This window comes from Paenalcaligenes sp. (assembly GCF_030152715.1).
Taxonomy (GTDB): Bacteria; Pseudomonadota; Gammaproteobacteria; order Burkholderiales; family Burkholderiaceae_B; genus Paenalcaligenes; species Paenalcaligenes hermetiae.
This window is the reverse complement of the sequence record NZ_JASLIX010000049.1, coordinates 1-16,325: the sequence shown is the minus strand read 5'-3', so window position 1 is coordinate 16,325 and position 16,325 is coordinate 1. Positions and strand designations below refer to the sequence as shown.

Genomic DNA, 16,325 nt, shown 5'->3' with positions numbered 1-16,325 from the left:
TTTTGATTGATTAGTTGGCTTTCGCCTGGTTTGCAACCTCGGCCATTTGTGCCTTGATGGCCTCTTCATCGCCTAAAAAATAGTGGCGAATCGGCTTAAGATTTTCATCAAGCTCAAAAACCAAAGGTTGCCCCGTCGGTAGGTTCAAATTCACAATATCCTCTTCGGAGATATTGTCGATATGTTTAATCAGAGCACGTAAACTATTACCATGTGCGGTGACTAATACGCTGCGACCTGAACGAATCGCTGGTGCAATGGAATCATTCCAAAATGGAACAACGCGCGCTACGGTTTGCTCTAAGCATTCTGTAGCGGGCAAGTCTTCTGGTTTAAGATTGGCATAACGGGGATCATGTTTAGGATGACGAGGGTCATCCTCGGCAACTGGGTCTGGACCAATTGAATAAGCGCGACGCCAGATATGAACCTGCTCATCACCATATTTTTGAGCGGTTTCCGCTTTATTCAAACCCTGCAGCGCCCCATAGTGACGCTCGTTTAAACGCCAGCTTTTGCCTACGGGGATATGGACGCTATCCATGGTATCCAAAACAATCCATAATGTACGAATCGCCCGTTTTAAAACGGAGCAAAAGGCAATATCAAATTTAAAACCGTTTTGCTTTAAGAGCTCACCGGCTTGGCGGGCTTGCTCACGCCCCGCTTCGGTAAGATCGACATCTGTCCAACCGGTAAAACGGTTTTCTAAGTTCCACTGGCTTTCGCCATGGCGCATCAGTACAAGTTTATACATGGTAAAAATAGCCTTTAGATTACAAAATTTTTGTCCATTATAATTAGTCGATTTTGCCCAATTAACTCTTTTATTTAAACTAGGTTTTACACAGGACTCATCGTGGACTTTTTAACCGATACCAACAATCTGCTGATTTTAGTCGTGGCATTTATTTCTGGCATGATGTTGTTGTTTCCAGGTCTATCCAAACGTGGTGGAAACTTCATCAGCCCCAATGATACCGTACAACAAATCAACCAACGCCAAGCTATTTTAATCGATATACGCAAGCCCGATAGCTATAAAGCAGGGCATATTCCCCAAGCGCGTAACATTCCCGCGGCAGAGCTAGCCTCCAAGACAGAAAAACTCGCTAAAGACAAACCCGTTATCGTGGTTTGTGACACAGGCCGCAGCGCCAACAGCAGCGCCGCCTTGCTACGTAAACAAGGCTTTAAAGAAGTCGCTATCCTGGAAGGCGGTCTCATGGCTTGGAAACAGGCCGGTTTACCCACTAAGAAATCCTAAACTATCTACAAAGGTATGACGAATGGCTAAGGTAACAATGTATTGCACCCAAGTGTGCCCATTTTGCACCCGCGCAGAGATGTTACTCAAACAACGCGGTGTAACAGAGATTGAAAAAATCTTCATTGATCGTGATCCCGCCCAGCGTGACATCATGATGGAGCGCACGCAACGCCGCACTGTGCCCCAGATTTACATTGGCGATCAACATATTGGCGGCTATGATGATTTAGCCGCATTGGATCAAGCGGGTGGCTTAGTGCCCTTATTATCGGCGTAATACGTCTTATTTATTATTTATTCATTTACCCCACAGGAGTACATCATGGCTGAAAACCAAGAAAATCAAAACGTAGGTGCCGAAGAGCAAAACGCCCCCGTCTTTAGCTTGCAACGCAGCTACGTCAAAGATTTATCTTTGGAAATGCCCAACGCGCCAGAGATCTTTTTAGAACAAGAGGGCCCAAGCGTTTCCGTAGAAATCAATGTTGGTGCAAAGCGCTTGGCGCAAACGGTATTTGAATCCACCGTAACCGCCACCGTAACCACCCGCATCGAAGACAAGGTCTTATATTTGGTCGAGGCCACCCAAGGCGGTATTTTTGAAATCGCCAACATTCCTGATGAGCAGCTCGATCCACTCATTGGTATTGTTTGCCCCACCATGTTGTACCCCTATCTGCGAGCCACCATCGCCGATGCCATCAACCGGACCTCGTTGCCTGCTTTGCATCTAAGCGAAGTTAACTTCCAAGCACTCTACGAGCAGCGGGTGGCAGAGCAAATGGCTGCCGCCAATGGTGAAGAAAACCAACAGGTTCAGTAATGCCAAACGCCCTATCTACTGTTCCCGTCACGGTACTGGGCGCAGGTAGCTGGGGCACCGCATTAGCGGCGCTTGCCAGCCACCGTGCGTCCACCTTAATCTGGGCGCGTAATGCCCACAGCGCCGCCGCCATTAACCAGCAACACCAGCTGCCGCACTATCTGCCGGGGGTAAAGCTGCCCACCACGCTACAGGCTACCGATGATTTTGCCCGCGCCATTGATCACGTTTTGGGCGATGATAGCCAACCCGGATTAATTATTCTGGGTGTGCCCTTAGCCGGTTTACAAGACATCTGCGTTCGTTTACACGATTACTTACCAACGCAGCGTCGTCATCCGTTGTATATTTTGCGCACCTGCAAAGGCTTTGATCCGAAAACCTCCCAACTGCCGCATCAAATCACCGCTCAATACCTGCCTGCTTACTCATGGCTCAAAACCGGTACCTTATCGGGCCCCTCATTTGCGCTAGAGGTCGCCCAAGGTTTACCCGTAGCGCTCACTGTGGCAAGCCACGCACCAGATTTGGCCGCCTGCACCGTATCCATTTTGCATGGACAGTCTGCGCGCATTTATAGCAGCACTGATTTAATCGGGGTAGAAATAGGCGGGGCGCTCAAAAACATCATCGCCATCGCCTGCGGTGCTAGCGACGGGCTTGCTCTGGGCACTAACGCCCGCGCGGCACTCATTACTCGAGGCTTAGCTGAAATGCAACGCATCGGTACCGCGCTGGGTGGCCAAGCCGCTACCTTCTCTGGACTAACTGGATTAGGCGATTTGGTGTTAACCACTACCGGCGACTTATCACGCAATAGACAGGTGGGGCTAGCTATTGCCCAAGGCAAAACCTTGGATGCTATTTTGGCTTCGGGCTTAACGGCCGAGGGAGTGCGTTGTGCTCAAGCGGCCTTGCGTATTGCCCAACAACACCAAATCGAAGCCCCGATCACCCAAGCGGTGTGCGACGTATTATTTCATGGCTTATCTCCCATGGAAGCCGTGCAGCAGCTGCTCGCCCGCGTCGCCCGCTTAGAACATTCCTATGATGACTAACTATGCTTAAATTTTTACAAAAAACAGTGCTTGCCGCTGCCACTGGTGTGGCATTACTGGCCTCGACTGGCGCGGCGATCGCTGCCGACTGGCCTAAAAAAACCATTCAAATGGTTGTTCCCTTTCCCGCAGGCTCATCGCCTGATGTATTGGCGCGCACGATCGCCGAGCCCATGTCTCAAGCCCTCGGGCAAACCATCATCGTCGACAACAAGCCTGGCGCAGGTGGCAATATTGGCACACGTTTTGTCGCCAGAGCCAAACCCGATGGCTATACGCTACTATTGACCATCAATGGTCCTATGGTGACAGCCCCCACCCTGTATAAAAAATCATTAGGATACGATCCACTCAAAGATTTACAACCCATTTCTTTAGTGGGTACCAGTCCCAATGTGTTAATTGTGCCCGCCGATTCACCCGCTACTAACCTAACTGAATTCATCGAGCTAGCTAAAAAAGAAAAAGGGGCGTTAAATTATGGTTCGGTCGGAGCCGGTAGCGCATCGCATCTGAGCATGGCTATGTTAGAACATGCGGCTGACATTGAGCTCACCCATATCCCTTATAGCGGTTTTCCGCAGATTATTTCAGGTGTGATTGCAGGGGATATTCACGGCGCATTCATGGTACCCGGTATTGCCATGCCCCAAGTCAACTCGGGCAAAATCCGTGCCTTAGCCGTAACCAGTTTGGAGGAAAGCGAGCTGGTGCCGAATATGCCACCCGTGGCCGCAACCAAGGGCTTTGAAGGCTTTGAGGCCATTTCTTGGGATGCTCTCTTTGTACCCTCCGGCACACCAGAAGCCATCGTAACCCGTTTAAACGAACTGACCCAAGAGGTCTTAGCTCGCCCCGAGGTACAAGAAAAAATCCGTGCGTTGTACTTTACGCCCGAATCCTCTAGCCCCGCCGCCATGACCGAACGCATTCAATCGGAAAAAGTGGTTTGGGACGAAGTCATCGAGCGCTTACAATTAACACTGGATTAAACCCCGCCCTCATAACCCAGCTGGCGCCAGGCCTCAAACACCGTTACGGCGACAGCATTCGATAAATTCAGGCTGCGCTGCTCAGGCATCATGGGTAGTCGCAGCCTTTGTGCTGGTGCAAAAAGCGCCACTTGCTCGGGTTTCAATCCTGCCGTTTCGCAGCCAAATACAAATACATCCCCTTTTTGAAAACGCTGCCCACCTAACAGCGATGAGCCTTTGGTCGTCATGGCAAAACAGCGCTCTGGTACTGCCCCAATATGCTGCAATGCCTGGGGTAAATTGGGGTGGATCTGTAAGCGTGCCCACTCGTGATAATCTAAACCCGCTCGCTTAAGCTTGCTGTCTTCGAGCCTAAAACCTAATGGCTCCACCAAATGCAAATAGGCACCGGTATTAGCCGCAAGGCGAATCACATTACCGGTGTTAGGAGGGATTTCAGGGGATACAAGAACAATATGGAACATAACACCATCACAACATCGACCACGGCACACGCGCTAACGTCACAGCATAGACCTGTTTCACCCCATGATTTAGGGCGCAACAAGCGGCACTGTGTAGCGTACTGCCCGTAGTCAATACATCATCAACCAATAATAACGTTTCAGGAGGCGGTGCCCCCCGCCAAACAAAAGCATGCTGTGCATGCACCCAGCGCTGCGATTGCGTGCGGTGTTTTTGCGCTTGATCTGCTTTGGGCTGCGTCAACGCTAACAAATCCGAGGCTAAAGGCAAACCCAAATAACGCGCCAAATAACGCGCCAGCTCCATGGCGGGATTAAATCCACGCCGGCGCAATGCCTGCCGCCGCGAAGGAATCGCCGTGACCACCATCGCTGTAGGGAGCTCCCAACCATCACGCCACATCGCTTGTTGCATCATACGCGCTAACATTGGCGCTAAACGCAGCTGGTGGTAATTTTTAAAACGCCAAATCAAACTGTCTAAAGGCGCCACATAATCAAAAGCGACTGCTAGCGCATGCCAAGCCTGCGGCTGTACTAAACAACGCTGACATAGCTGCTGCGCACGACATACACCACTCAACTGCGCTACTTTACACCTTTGGCAGCGCCAACGCACATGTTTATAACGATAATGCCAATCGGCGACACAAAATGAACATAAACCGCCCCCTTGTGTGCGCTCCCCACACAACACACACGCTGTAGGAATACGCTGACGCAATGCATCCACTATCTGCCACCATCGCCCTAAGTCGCCTAGAGATAGGAAATCAGCCATAATAAAACCTTTAGGAGTATGTTTACCAAAAGGCTGTGTGTCATGACCCCTTCCCGCCCTATTTCTTCCGAAACCGTGCGACAGCAATTTAATCGTCGTGCGCCATTAGATGCGCCCCAGTTTTTGTACGGCGAAATCGCCCAACGTATGCTGTCCCGTTTAGCGTATATCGTAGTGCAACCAGAGCAGATTCTTGATGCGGGCTGCGGTGCGGGTCATGCCATTGACCCCTTGCGCGCACGCTATGTAGATATGGACTACGTAGGGATAGACCACAGCGCTGCGTTATTGGCCGTTGCCCAACAACGCTACGGCCACCAGCCTAGTCTATGGCAACGTTTACGAAAAAAAGCCCTAAAATCACCCACTTTCGTAGAAGCCGACCTAGCTAAAACAGGCCTATCCCCCCAATCTTTTGATTTGATTTGGTCCAATTTGGCTTTACATTGGCACCCTAATCCCCCGCAGGTGATTCAAGAGTGGCGTCGACTACTGCGCCCGGATAAATTATTAATGTTTTCTACCTTTGGCCCGGCTACGCTACAAGAATTACGCCACGCGCTTGAGCAAGCCCAAGTCACGACGGCAACCATGGCTTTTGTAGATATGCATGATTATGGTGATATGCTGCTGCAAAATGGGTTTAGTGACCCCGTCATGGATCAAGAAATCATCACCCTGACGTATAAATCGGCAGAAACCCTATTGCAGGACGTGCGCGCGATGGGCGGCAACCCAAACCCCCATCGGCATATTATCGGCCGAGCCGACTATTTACGTGTGATCGATGCACTGGAAGCCCAACGCCATATGGATGGCACAATCCATTTAAGTATAGAAGTCGCCTATGGCCACGCTTGGCGCGCAGCCATGCAAAAACAAGGGAATGAAATCCATATCCCCTTGTCGAGTATTAAGCGCAAAAACTAAGACGACTGCTGACGCCGACGCGCGGAGGCATCGATACCCAGTTGTTTTAGTTTGCGATATAAATGGGTGCGCTCTAGTCCCGTGCGCTCGGAAACCCGTGTCATGCTGTAGTTTTCGCGGGCAAGATGAAATTCGAAATAAATACGTTCGAACTCATCACGTGCTTCGCGTAACGGCAGCTCCAACGATATCGAACCCAAATACGACTCGTCTTGTTGCTGCACCACCGCTGGTGCCGCGGCAGCCGCCGGAGCAGTCGCAGTACGTGCCGTATTTTGAGCGATAGTTTTAGGTACCACCACCGTACGCTCTAACCCAGACGCCACCGCATCGAGCAGCTTTTGCATGGCAATGGGCTTTTCGAGAAAATCCACCGCGCCAATACGGGTGGCTTCCATAGCAGTGTCCACTGTCGCATGACCACTCATCATAATGACTGGCATATCCAGAAGCCCTTGTGCTGCCCACTCTTTGAGCAAGCTGACCCCGTCGGTGTCAGGCATCCAAATATCCAATAACACGAGATCAGGTCGTGCGCGTAGACGCGCCTCGCGAGCTTGTGCCGCATTTTCGGCGACCTCTACGGAGTGTCCCTCGTCGTATAAGATTTCCGATAAGAGTTCACGGATACCGATTTCGTCATCAACTACCAGAATTCTGGCCATAAACCGTCCCTACGTTCTTTTTAGGCATCATCACTGCCTTCGGATTGATTATGCAGTGTTTGCGTCGTGTTGGCTAGGTGCGTAAATAAAATCGAAATACGCGCCCCCCCGTCGTGGCGATTTGCAATATCAATTTTACCGCCATGTTCTTCAATAATTTTCTTAACTATAGCAAGTCCTAAGCCAGTACCAGTGGATTTGGTTGTGATATAGGGTTCAAATACCCGTGCCAAAATAGCTTCGTCAAAGCCCGGCCCATTGTCTGACACCACTAATCGTACCGCAGACTGGGCGTTTTGGTTATCCGCCGTTAGGCTAGTGCGTACTACGATGCACGGATGCGGTTGACTAGCATCCTGCTGCAACGCATCCGTTGCATTGCTAAGTAAATTATGAATAATCTGTCGTAACTGGGTTGGGTCGCCTTCCACCAAAGGCAGATTGTCCTGAAGGCTAATTTGTAATTGTACCTGTTGATTTTCTGCTGTACTTTGGGTTTGTGGATCCCAACCATATAAGTGTAAGACTTCTGTAATCAGCGCGTTAATATCTACCGCCTGCATTTGTGCCGGTGGAGTCCGTGCATACTCACGAAAATCTTCCACCATTTGTTTTAACGAGGCCACCTGATTCACAATGGTATTGGTAGCCCGCTTCAACATATTCGCATCGCGCTCATCAAGCTTGTCGACTAATTTTAACGCAAGACGCTCAGCTGACAACTGAATCGGTGTTAAAGGGTTCTTAATTTCATGCGCTAAACGGCGCGCGACCTCACCCCATGCAACCAAACGGTTTGCCGAAATCACATCACTGATATCATCAAACACGACTAAATAGCCATTGCGAATTCCGTCCACAACCAAAGTGGTGCCCCGCGCTAACAGCGTAATCGTCACCGGCTCCACATCGTGCTCGGTGGCGATTTGGGTCTCAAACTGCTGCTGCCAGTGTTCGCGCTCGGACTCCACCGCCACATGGGCTGCAAAGGCGTCTTGAATATGATGTTCAAAATCCATGACGGCATCATTAAGATGCAAAGGTTTACCCAAAAGTGCCGCTAAATCCACCTGCAAAATACGCGCTGCGCCCTCGTTATAACGCGTTAGCCTAAAGTCCCGATCAAAAACCAACACCCCCGAAGATAAGTGGCTAAGCACGGACTCTAAATACACATTGGAGCGCTCAAGCTGACGGCGGTTATTTTCCACCATGCGCCGCGCCTCTTCGAGCTGACGTGTCATGGCATTAAACGAACGCGTCAGCTGTCCGACCTCGTCCTTAGCCGCCGTTTCAGGTAAGGGGCGGTAGTCCCCCACCCCGACGGCTTGGGTGCCACTAGCTAAGGTCAAAAGTGGGCGCACTAAACGCCGTGATAACGCAAAAGCTGACAAAACCGCCGCCAACACCGCCAGCACCAGCGCCAAAGTTAACGTCAGGCTGTATAGTTTGCGCAAGCCGGTACGCGATAAGGCCAACTCTTGATAATCGCTATACCCTTGTTGAATTTGATTGGCATGACGGGCGAGCTTTTCGGGTACAGGCTGTAATACCTGTAGCCAACGTTTATCAGGATTGATCCCGTATTGGCTTAACGTATTGTCATTTCCTGTTAAAGGCAAAACCACACGTAAGCGCAGTCCCATTTCATTCGGACTTTGCTCATCGACTTCGGCGGCCGCATATTCGTGTGCTACCCGCAACTGGTTGAACACCTGCTGCGGCGGCATATCAGGCATCAACACGGCATAATTTGATGAGGAAAACGCCAACAAACGCCCCCCGCCCGTAAACACCATGGCCTCGCTCACGCCGGAGCCTTCGCGCAACGTGCTTAAAATCAATGCCACGTCGCCTTGACTATCGTCAAGATTACGCGCGAGCTGCCGCGCACGGATTTTTAAATCATCAAGTTGCTGGTCCAGCGCCGCACGCCCTAAATTTAGCCCCGATTCCAGCGCGGTATCCACCCGCACATTAAACCAAGATTCGATCGACTTGGATAAAAACTGTACGGAAAGCACATAAATCAACGCTCCGGGGATAATACCAATCAAGGTAAAATACCAAGCAAAACGCGCGGTCATGCGCGAGCCAAACTGACGCCGACGAATTTGCCGTAATAGTCGCACCGTCAGAATCAGCACCCAAGACATCAGCGCAAAAGCCAGTACTACGTTTAAGCTAAATAAAACGTCATAGTACTGTGCAAAACGAGAAGCATTCGCCGTCGACCAGACCAACAGCGCCAGTAGTGCCACGGCACTGATCCCCGCCACAAAAGCAGCGGTACGTAGCGACCAGCGGATTAAGGCTGGAGCGCGTCGACGGAGAAACTGAAATTTTTCCATGGGGTGGCGACAGTCCATGCACGGCCATTTAAAGCGTCCACCTGTAGCGGACGAGTGAGTAACGAGGTATCTAAACGCAGGCGGATTTTGCCGTCATACACTTGGTTCGGATCTAGATCAATCGCATACGCTACCGCCCAATTACGAATATGACGCATGGGGTATAACGCGTCTTGTAGAGAAGACTCCGGCCATAATAAGTCCCCAGAACCCACACGCCACTGACGCGTCAACGCGTTATATACCACGCGCCAAGTTTGACTTTCTTTGACTTCGGTTTTATCGAACCACCACCAGCGTCGGCTTTTAATTTCCACATCAGCGGTGAAATGCAGAGGCACCCCTTTTAGAGCAACTTCGCGTAGTTGCTCAGGCAAGTCAAAATGAATATCCGCATCGATATAAAGCTTGTTATCAGCGATATGAGGAGAGACCATAGTCACCTCTTCCGTCGCCGATAGGGTGGGCTCATCTGCTACGGCCATGCTTAAAGGGCTTAGCAGGCTCAATAGCCAAAGCAGCATAAAAGTAGTAACAAGACGATGCCAGCTCATTGCGTGTCCATTAGTTTGGGCGTTTTTGCAAAAGCGCATAGAAAAACCCATCGCCACCTGCTTGTTCAGGCGTATCTACGGTGGGTAAGCGTTGTAAAGGCGACTGTGGTAATAATACCGCATCTGCCTGCTGTGTTAAGAAATGATCAATTTGTTGCTGCCCCTCTTCGGGGAAAATCGAACAGGTCACGTATAATAAATGCCCCCCTGGTTTCAGCGTGCCCCACAGCGCTTGCAAAATCTGCTGTTGTAATGCTGCCGTTGCCGCCACATCGGCGGCTCGCCGTAACCAACGAATATCGGGGTGGCGCCGTACAATGCCCGATGCCGTACACGGCACATCAGCTAAGATGGCATCAAACGGTTTTCCATCCCACCACTGCGCCACCGCTTGAGCCTCTGCAGCTTGAATCTGTACATGCGCCCCATCTAGGCCCAAACGGGCTAAGTTTTCATGCACCCGCGTCAGCCGTCGGGCATCCGCATCTAAAGCGATAAGCTCAATATCAGCTTGCTCTAGCAAATGCGCGGTTTTGCCGCCCGGGGCAGCACATGCATCTAATACCCGCATCCCATCCGCTAATGGTAACAGCTGCCCTGCCAACTGAGCCGAATGGTCTTGTACTGACCACCACCCCAAATCAAAGGCTGGAATCTGCTGCACGGGCCGCGCTTGCGCCAACACGATGGTAGGCTCTGCGGGCGACCAAGCCTCGATCCCCGCTTGCTCTAATAAAGCCAACATACGTGCTACCGAACAACGCCGCTGGTTCACGCGCAAGGTTAACGGCGCAGGGATATTAGCGACCTGTAAAATAGTTTGCCATTGCGAGGGATACGCTTTTTTTAAAGCCCGAATCCACCACATAGGATGATTCCAACGAGCTTGCGGCTTACGTTGTGCCTTTTCTAATAACGCGCTACGCTCACGAATAAATCGACGCAACACCGCATTCAGCAAGTTCTTTAGCGGACGCATCGATCGCTGTGATTGCGCGGCCTCCACCGCCTGATCTACCACCGTATGCACCGAATACACCGGTGTTTCAGGGCGATCTGCAAATACGTTTTTATCTGCTTGTACCTGCACTGCCACATCCACTAACAACAACGCTTGTAGCATTAACGCATCAAACCATGCCTCTTTAGGCTGGCGCGGCACCAATAATTGGCGTAATTCCTGTGCCAAGCCTAGGTGGCGTAAGCAATAAAAGCTATGCGCTTGCGACGCTGCCCGTAACGGTGCAGGTGTTTGAGCTAAGCAATCGGTAAGCGACGCCCCCTGAAGCACGTCTTGAATATGGCGCGCTGAAGCGAGCAAAACCTGAGAAAGAGCGGGTTGTAATGCGGTAGACATGAAGACATTGAGAATAAGAAGCGTTTAAGATGCTAAAAAGCCGCAACCCTCACTTTATCATTTTTTGTTAACAAAATGCGACATTCTTTGCCCTTTGGCTTACCTCGTCACCAAGTGCCCTCCATCACCGCGTTGCAGTGTTTTGAGGCCGCTGCACGCCACTTGAGCTTTACGCTGGCGGCCCAGGAGCTTAACCTGACCCAAAGTGCCGTCAGCAAACAAGTAGCACAACTTGAGTCCAACCTACAGACCCAACTATTTAGTCGGGTACGCAAACGTTTAATCCTAAGCCCAGCCGGTCTGCGCTATCTACAACATACCCAAAAAATCCTCCAACATATCGAGCATGCCACCTTAGAAATGCTCAGCCAAGATGCCACATTAGAAACTCTTACCATCGGTGCTCACCCTAGCTTTGGGGCGTATTGGCTGATCCCCTACCTCAGTCCCTTTTTTCACCAACATCCACATATTCAATTAAATTTTGTTGATTTACTCCACCCTCACGAGCGGTTGCATTTAGACTGTGATGCTGCCTTTTTATTTGGCCAGGGCAACTGGGAAGGCATCAGTGCACTTAAATTATTTGATGAAGGCATGATTGCCGTCTGTCACCCCGATTTATTACAGCGCCATCCCGTCCAACAGGCCGCTGATCTACAACACATGACTCTCATTCAATGTGGCTCACGTCCCAACGCTTGGCATCAGTATCTCCTCGAACAAGGCGTCGAGCCACTACACAGCTATCAAGGCCCGCGCTTTGCCACGTGGTCAGCGTGCATTCAAGCCGCACTCAGCGGATATGGAGTCGCCTTAGTGCCGCATTTTTTAGCTGCCCCCGCTTTAGCTAAGCAACACTTAATCCAACCATGGCCTGCCGAGCTGGCTAGTCAAGGGGCGTACTATTTAACCTATGCCGAGCACGAAGCCCACGAACCTGCACTACGCCAGTTTATTACCTGGATTCAAGCTAACCCCTGCATCACCGCAAACCATCATGAAAAAAAGGAATAAATCCATGTGTTAATTTCGTTTGTCAGGCTCATGAAATTTTGGTGTGATCATAGTGACCTCCTTTTGCTGACACCGCTAAAAATAAGGATACCACCATGACTATCAGCCCCCACATCAGCCCAGCACTCTCGATTGTTCACCCAATTACTTTGGATTACGGAAAAAATGCACGTGTTTGGGATACCGAAGGCCGTGAGTATATTGATTTTGTCGGTGGTATTGGTGTACTCAATCTTGGTCATTGCCACCCACAAATCGTAGATGCCATTGTGCAACAAGCACAAAAAATGACGCATTATGCATTTAACGCTGTCCCTCATCAACCTTATAGTCAGCTGATGGACGCACTTGCACATTTCATCCCTACATCCCAGCCCTTAACAGGCATGTTCACTAATAGCGGAGCCGAGGCCACAGAAAATGCCTTAAAAGTAGCGCGCTTTCATACCCAACGCCAAGCGGTTATTGCTTTTGATGGTGCTTTTCACGGACGAACACTAGCTGCTTTAAACCTCAACGGCAAAGTCGCTCCTTACAAAAATCGCTTAGGCCCACTCCCAGGTCCTGTCTTTCATATCCCCTTCCCAAGTAAAGATACAGGCATCTCAACACAAGAAGCCATCAATGCATTGCAACGTATTGGTAAAATAGAAATTGGCTTTGACGAAATAGCGGCGATTATTGTAGAGCCCATCCAAGGTGATGGCGGTTTTCAAGCACTGGATCCTGATTTTGCCCATTACTTGACTCAATTCTGTAATGAGCACGGCATTCTCTTAATTTTAGACGAAATCCAATCGGGTTTTGGGCGTACAGGGAAGCGTTTTGCGTTTGAGTGGCTAGGCATAGAACCAGACATTTTGCTATTAGGCAAAAGCATTGCTGGAGGTATGCCTCTGGGCGCGATGATGGCGCGCTCCAGCCTCTTTAACGCTATGCCTAAAGGCAGCCTAGGCGGTACCTATTCAGGCAACCCTATCGCTTGTGCGGCCGCCTTGCAGGTGATTGAAATCCTCAGTGACGCCCCCACCTTACAACGATGGGCACACGATTATGAAAACAGCCTTCTCCATCATTACCAACAATGGAAAGCATATCCCTTAGTAGGACGGCTCACTGGTATAGGCACCATGCGCGGTATTGAGCTCCGTTACCCTGACGGCACAGCCGGCACCGCCGCCCTCGCGCAGGTTCTACAACAAGCCCGGGAAAAAGGGCTTCTATTAATGCCCAGCGGAGAAAGTCGTCATATTATTCGTCTATTAGCCCCGCTTACTATCGAAGCAGACACTCTGAACCAAGGGCTGGCGATTCTGGGTGACTGCTTAGCCCATTGCTAAGGAAGACATGAAACACATTGCCTTTTTACCTGTTCCGAACACGCCGCAAACGCAGCGTTATGCTGATTTCTTAACCGACTTAAAGCAACAAGGCTTTAAAGGTGAAATCGAATCGCATTATGCTAAACGCGTCGTGTTCGCTACGGATAACTCTGTCTATCAACGCTTACCTCAAGCCACCGTGTTTCCTCGACACACCGAGGACGTCATCTGTTTGACCCGCCTAGCAGCACAAGAAAAATACCGTGGCATTGTATTGAGTCCACGCGGCGGCGGCACCGGCACCAACGGGCAGTCACTTACCGATGGCATCATGGTGGACTTATCCCGCCATATGAATCAAATTCTGCACATTGATGTTCGTGAGCGCGTTGCTATTGTGCAGGCAGGGGTAGTCAAAGACCAGCTCAACGCCGCACTCAAGCCGCATGGCTTGTTCTTTGCCCCCGAACTTTCCACGTCGAACCGCGCTACCATTGGCGGCATGATTAACACCGATGCCAGCGGCCAAGGCAGCTGCACTTATGGCAAAACCCGTGATCATGTTTTAGGGCTCAAAACCGTTGTCTTGGGGGGGCATGTTCTAGATACCTTTGCTATACGCGAAGACGAGCTTCCAACATTTAAAAACGATCCTCAGTTTGGTGACATCTACCAGCAGGTCGATGCTTTGGTCACCACCCATGCCCAAGCAATTCAAGACACTTTCCCTCCGCTAAACCGCTGCCTAACAGGCTATGATTTGCCGCATATCAAAGAAAACGGCGAATTTAACCTAAACAACTTACTGTGCGGTTCCGAAGGTTCCTTAGGCTTTATTACCGAGGCCAAGCTCAATGTGCTCCCCATCCCTACCGAGCAGATTCTGGTCAACGTCCGCTATGCAGATTTTCAGGCGGCGCTGCGTGACGCCAAATCACTCATGGCGCTCAAGCCACTCTCTATCGAAACCGTGGACTCCAAAGTCCTTGAGCTTGCGCAAAATGATATTGTTTGGCACAGCGTTGCCGACTATTTCCCCAACAACGCCGACGGCACACCCACCCGCGGCATTAACTTGGTCGAGTTTGCTGGCAATGATCTCGTTGCCTTACAACAACAAGTCGATGCGTTTATTGATCACTTAAATCAAGACCAAAGCGTCACGCGCTTAGGCTATACCGTGGCTACCGGCGCGCAACAAGTCAACACCGTGTATGGCATGCGTAAGCGCGCCGTCGGCCTGCTGGGTAACGTCCAAGGTGAAGTCCGCCCCCAACCCTTTGTAGAAGACACCGCCGTCCCCCCCGAAAATCTGGCCGATTTTATTGCCGAATTCAGAGCGCTGCTAGACAAGGCTGAGCTCAGCTACGGCATGTTTGGGCACGTGGATGCGGGGGTGCTGCACGTGCGCCCCGCGCTCGATATGAAAGACCCCGAGCAAGCGGCAAAAATCCGCCCTATTACCGATCAAGTGGTCGAGTTGGTACATAAATATGGTGGCGTACTCTGGGGGGAACACGGCAAAGGCTTACGCTCGGGTTATGCTCCAAAGTTTTTTGGCGATCTATACCCCGTTCTCCAACAGATCAAAGCCCTCTTTGATCCATATAATCAGCTGAATCCGGGCAAAATCGCCACCCCCGCCACCCTGCCCAATGCCACATTACTAGCAGTAGATGATGTCGCGTTTCGGGGGGATTTTGATCGCCAAATCTTTTCTTCTAACTGGCAACAGTTTGACAGCGCGGTGTACTGTAACGGGAACGGCGCTTGTTATAACTACGATGTAGACGATGCCATGTGTCCTTCGTGGAAAGCCACCCGCGACCGTTTACACTCTCCAAAAGGGCGTGCTTCGGCCATACGCGAATGGCTACGTTTACAAAACCAGGCGGGTGTGGATCTTAGCCAATACCAAACCCCTAAAGGCTGGCTTGAACACGCCAAACAGTTTGGGCAAAAGCTAAAATTCACTTGGCAACAACCACGCAAAAAACAAAGCGATTATTCCCATCAGGTCTACGAAGCCTTAGACGGCTGCTTGTCCTGTAAATCCTGTGCTGGCCAATGCCCTATCAAGGTCAATGTGCCCGATTTTAAATCCAAATTCTTGCACTTGTATCACAGTCGCTATCTGCGCCCAATCAAAGACTATGCGGTAGCATCCCTAGAATACGCATTGCCCTATGCTGCCAAAGTCCCTGCTCTCTATAACGGGGTCATGCGCCAACCCTGGGCACAAAAACTCATGGAAAAAACCATGGGGCTAAGCGATATTCCTTTACTTGCCGAAGACAATTGGCAAGAGCTACTTAACCGCTATGGGGCGCAGGTTGCCACACCAGAAACCTTGTCCCAACTGAGCTCCGAGCAAAAGCAAAATAGCGTGGTGTTGGTTCAAGATGCGTTTACCCGTTATTTTGAAACCCCATTATGGGCAGACTGGCTCGAACTGCTGCATCAGCTAGATGTTCGTATCTTTATTGCCCCCTTTATGCCGAACGGCAAACCGCTCCATGTTCATGGGTTTTTACCGGCATTTAAAAAACAAGCCCAACGCCATGCCCAACGACTTCATCAATTTAGCCAACAGGGCGTGGCGTTAATTGGGATCGATCCAGCCATGACCTTGGTCTATCGTCAGGAGTACCAACAAGCGCTCGCCCCCCACACCGCCGTACCCACCGTGCTTTTACCCCAAGAATGGCTCCACCAGTGGCTCAGCGCCAAAGGCCTGA

At 50.7% G+C, this 16,325-nt stretch carries 16 protein-coding genes; 9 read left to right on the top strand and 7 right to left on the bottom strand.

The window, feature by feature from the left end:
• Positions 1-10: 10 nt before the first annotated feature.
• Positions 11-757 carry a 2,3-diphosphoglycerate-dependent phosphoglycerate mutase gene (gene gpmA / locus Q1V74_RS03785; protein ID WP_260650621.1) on the bottom strand — a complete coding sequence of 249 codons (747 nt, stop codon included), beginning with the start codon at positions 755-757 and terminating at the stop codon, positions 11-13.
• A gap of 102 nt (positions 758-859) precedes the next feature.
• Between gpmA and Q1V74_RS03780 the strand changes: the two genes are divergently transcribed.
• Genes Q1V74_RS03780 through Q1V74_RS03760 form a run of 5 tightly spaced genes read left to right on the top strand, consistent with a single transcriptional unit; the run spans position 860 to position 4,143 of the window.
• Complete coding sequence (locus Q1V74_RS03780; RefSeq protein WP_260650622.1) at positions 860-1,267, top strand: rhodanese-like domain-containing protein; 408 nt, start codon at positions 860-862, stop codon at positions 1,265-1,267.
• A gap of 22 nt (positions 1,268-1,289) precedes the next feature.
• Positions 1,290-1,547 carry a glutaredoxin 3 gene (grxC, locus tag Q1V74_RS03775; protein ID WP_260650623.1) on the top strand — a complete coding sequence of 86 codons (258 nt, stop codon included), beginning with the start codon at positions 1,290-1,292 and terminating at the stop codon, positions 1,545-1,547.
• 42 nt (positions 1,548-1,589) lie between these two features.
• A complete protein-coding gene (gene secB / locus Q1V74_RS03770; protein WP_300647187.1) occupies positions 1,590-2,093 on the top strand; it encodes a protein-export chaperone SecB in 504 nt (167 codons plus the stop codon).
• The gene (locus tag Q1V74_RS03765; protein ID WP_300647121.1) at positions 2,093-3,151 is read left to right on the top strand and encodes an NAD(P)H-dependent glycerol-3-phosphate dehydrogenase; all 1,059 of its coding nucleotides are present in this window, start codon (positions 2,093-2,095) and stop codon (positions 3,149-3,151) included. Before secB ends, Q1V74_RS03765 begins: the two co-directional genes overlap by 1 nt.
• 2 nt (positions 3,152-3,153) lie before the next feature.
• Positions 3,154-4,143: a tripartite tricarboxylate transporter substrate binding protein gene (locus Q1V74_RS03760; protein ID WP_300647120.1), complete on the top strand. Its 990-nt coding sequence runs from the start codon at positions 3,154-3,156 to the stop codon at positions 4,141-4,143.
• On the opposite strand, the gene Q1V74_RS03755 is transcribed toward Q1V74_RS03760, so the two are convergent.
• Together Q1V74_RS03755 and Q1V74_RS03750 are read right to left on the bottom strand one after the other, a co-directional pair.
• The gene (locus Q1V74_RS03755) at positions 4,140-4,610 is read right to left on the bottom strand and encodes a tRNA (cytidine(34)-2'-O)-methyltransferase (RefSeq protein WP_300647119.1); all 471 of its coding nucleotides are present in this window, start codon (positions 4,608-4,610) and stop codon (positions 4,140-4,142) included. The two genes, Q1V74_RS03760 and Q1V74_RS03755, sit on opposite strands and share 4 nt — an antisense overlap.
• Positions 4,611-4,617: 7 nt before the next feature.
• Entirely contained in the window at positions 4,618-5,391 is a 774-nt protein-coding gene (locus Q1V74_RS03750; RefSeq protein WP_300647117.1) for a ComF family protein, read from the bottom strand.
• Between the two features lie 42 nt (positions 5,392-5,433).
• Here Q1V74_RS03750 and Q1V74_RS03745 point away from each other — a divergent pair, with 42 nt between their 5' ends.
• Positions 5,434-6,321, top strand: a complete 888-nt coding sequence (locus Q1V74_RS03745; protein WP_300647116.1) for a methyltransferase domain-containing protein — start codon at positions 5,434-5,436, stop codon at positions 6,319-6,321.
• On the opposite strand, the gene Q1V74_RS03740 is transcribed toward Q1V74_RS03745, so the two are convergent.
• The 4 genes from Q1V74_RS03740 to rsmB are packed head-to-tail and all read right to left on the bottom strand — an operon-like array spanning position 6,318 to position 11,248.
• Positions 6,318-6,986 (bottom strand): response regulator, encoded by a 669-nt coding sequence (locus Q1V74_RS03740; protein WP_300647115.1) that lies wholly within the window; start codon positions 6,984-6,986, stop codon positions 6,318-6,320. The two genes, Q1V74_RS03745 and Q1V74_RS03740, sit on opposite strands and share 4 nt — an antisense overlap.
• 20 nt (positions 6,987-7,006) lie before the next feature.
• Positions 7,007-9,295 (bottom strand): ATP-binding protein, encoded by a 2,289-nt coding sequence (locus Q1V74_RS03735; RefSeq protein ID WP_300647186.1) that lies wholly within the window; start codon positions 9,293-9,295, stop codon positions 7,007-7,009.
• On the bottom strand, positions 9,295-9,891 hold the full coding sequence (locus Q1V74_RS03730; RefSeq protein ID WP_300647114.1) for a DUF4390 domain-containing protein: 597 nt from the start codon (positions 9,889-9,891) through the stop codon (positions 9,295-9,297). Before Q1V74_RS03730 ends, Q1V74_RS03735 begins: the two co-directional genes overlap by 1 nt.
• 10 nt (positions 9,892-9,901) lie before the next feature.
• Entirely contained in the window at positions 9,902-11,248 is a 1,347-nt protein-coding gene (gene rsmB / locus Q1V74_RS03725; protein ID WP_300647113.1) for a 16S rRNA (cytosine(967)-C(5))-methyltransferase RsmB, read from the bottom strand.
• A 75-nt stretch (positions 11,249-11,323) separates the two neighbouring features.
• Between rsmB and Q1V74_RS03720 the strand changes: the two genes are divergently transcribed.
• The 3 genes from Q1V74_RS03720 to Q1V74_RS03710 form a co-directional block, all read left to right on the top strand.
• Positions 11,324-12,265: a LysR substrate-binding domain-containing protein gene (locus tag Q1V74_RS03720; protein ID WP_300647112.1), complete on the top strand. Its 942-nt coding sequence runs from the start codon at positions 11,324-11,326 to the stop codon at positions 12,263-12,265.
• 95 nt (positions 12,266-12,360) lie between these two features.
• Positions 12,361-13,605 (top strand): aspartate aminotransferase family protein, encoded by a 1,245-nt coding sequence (locus Q1V74_RS03715; protein ID WP_300647111.1) that lies wholly within the window; start codon positions 12,361-12,363, stop codon positions 13,603-13,605.
• Positions 13,606-13,612: 7 nt separating this feature from the next.
• Positions 13,613-16,325: FAD-binding and (Fe-S)-binding domain-containing protein (locus Q1V74_RS03710; RefSeq protein ID WP_300647110.1), on the top strand; the 2,713-nt coding region annotated here is incomplete at its 3' end.

Excerpts from the sequence above, each read along its gene's own strand:
- gpmA (WP_260650621.1), bottom strand. The coding sequence starts at position 757 with ATGTATAAACTTGTACTGATGCGCCATGGCGAAAGCCAGTGGAACTTA.
- grxC (WP_260650623.1), top strand. The coding sequence starts at position 1,290 with ATGGCTAAGGTAACAATGTATTGCACCCAAGTGTGCCCATTTTGCACC.
- Q1V74_RS03765 (WP_300647121.1), top strand. The coding sequence starts at position 2,093 with ATGCCAAACGCCCTATCTACTGTTCCCGTCACGGTACTGGGCGCAGGT.
- Q1V74_RS03760 (WP_300647120.1), top strand. The coding sequence starts at position 3,154 with ATGCTTAAATTTTTACAAAAAACAGTGCTTGCCGCTGCCACTGGTGTG.
- Q1V74_RS03755 (WP_300647119.1), bottom strand. The coding sequence starts at position 4,610 with ATGTTCCATATTGTTCTTGTATCCCCTGAAATCCCTCCTAACACCGGT.
- Q1V74_RS03750 (WP_300647117.1), bottom strand. The coding sequence starts at position 5,391 with ATGGCTGATTTCCTATCTCTAGGCGACTTAGGGCGATGGTGGCAGATA.
- Q1V74_RS03745 (WP_300647116.1), top strand. The coding sequence starts at position 5,434 with ATGACCCCTTCCCGCCCTATTTCTTCCGAAACCGTGCGACAGCAATTT.
- Q1V74_RS03740 (WP_300647115.1), bottom strand. The coding sequence starts at position 6,986 with ATGGCCAGAATTCTGGTAGTTGATGACGAAATCGGTATCCGTGAACTC.
- Q1V74_RS03730 (WP_300647114.1), bottom strand. The coding sequence starts at position 9,891 with ATGAGCTGGCATCGTCTTGTTACTACTTTTATGCTGCTTTGGCTATTG.
- rsmB (WP_300647113.1), bottom strand. The coding sequence starts at position 11,248 with ATGTCTACCGCATTACAACCCGCTCTTTCTCAGGTTTTGCTCGCTTCA.
- Q1V74_RS03720 (WP_300647112.1), top strand. The coding sequence starts at position 11,324 with ATGCGACATTCTTTGCCCTTTGGCTTACCTCGTCACCAAGTGCCCTCC.
- Q1V74_RS03715 (WP_300647111.1), top strand. The coding sequence starts at position 12,361 with ATGACTATCAGCCCCCACATCAGCCCAGCACTCTCGATTGTTCACCCA.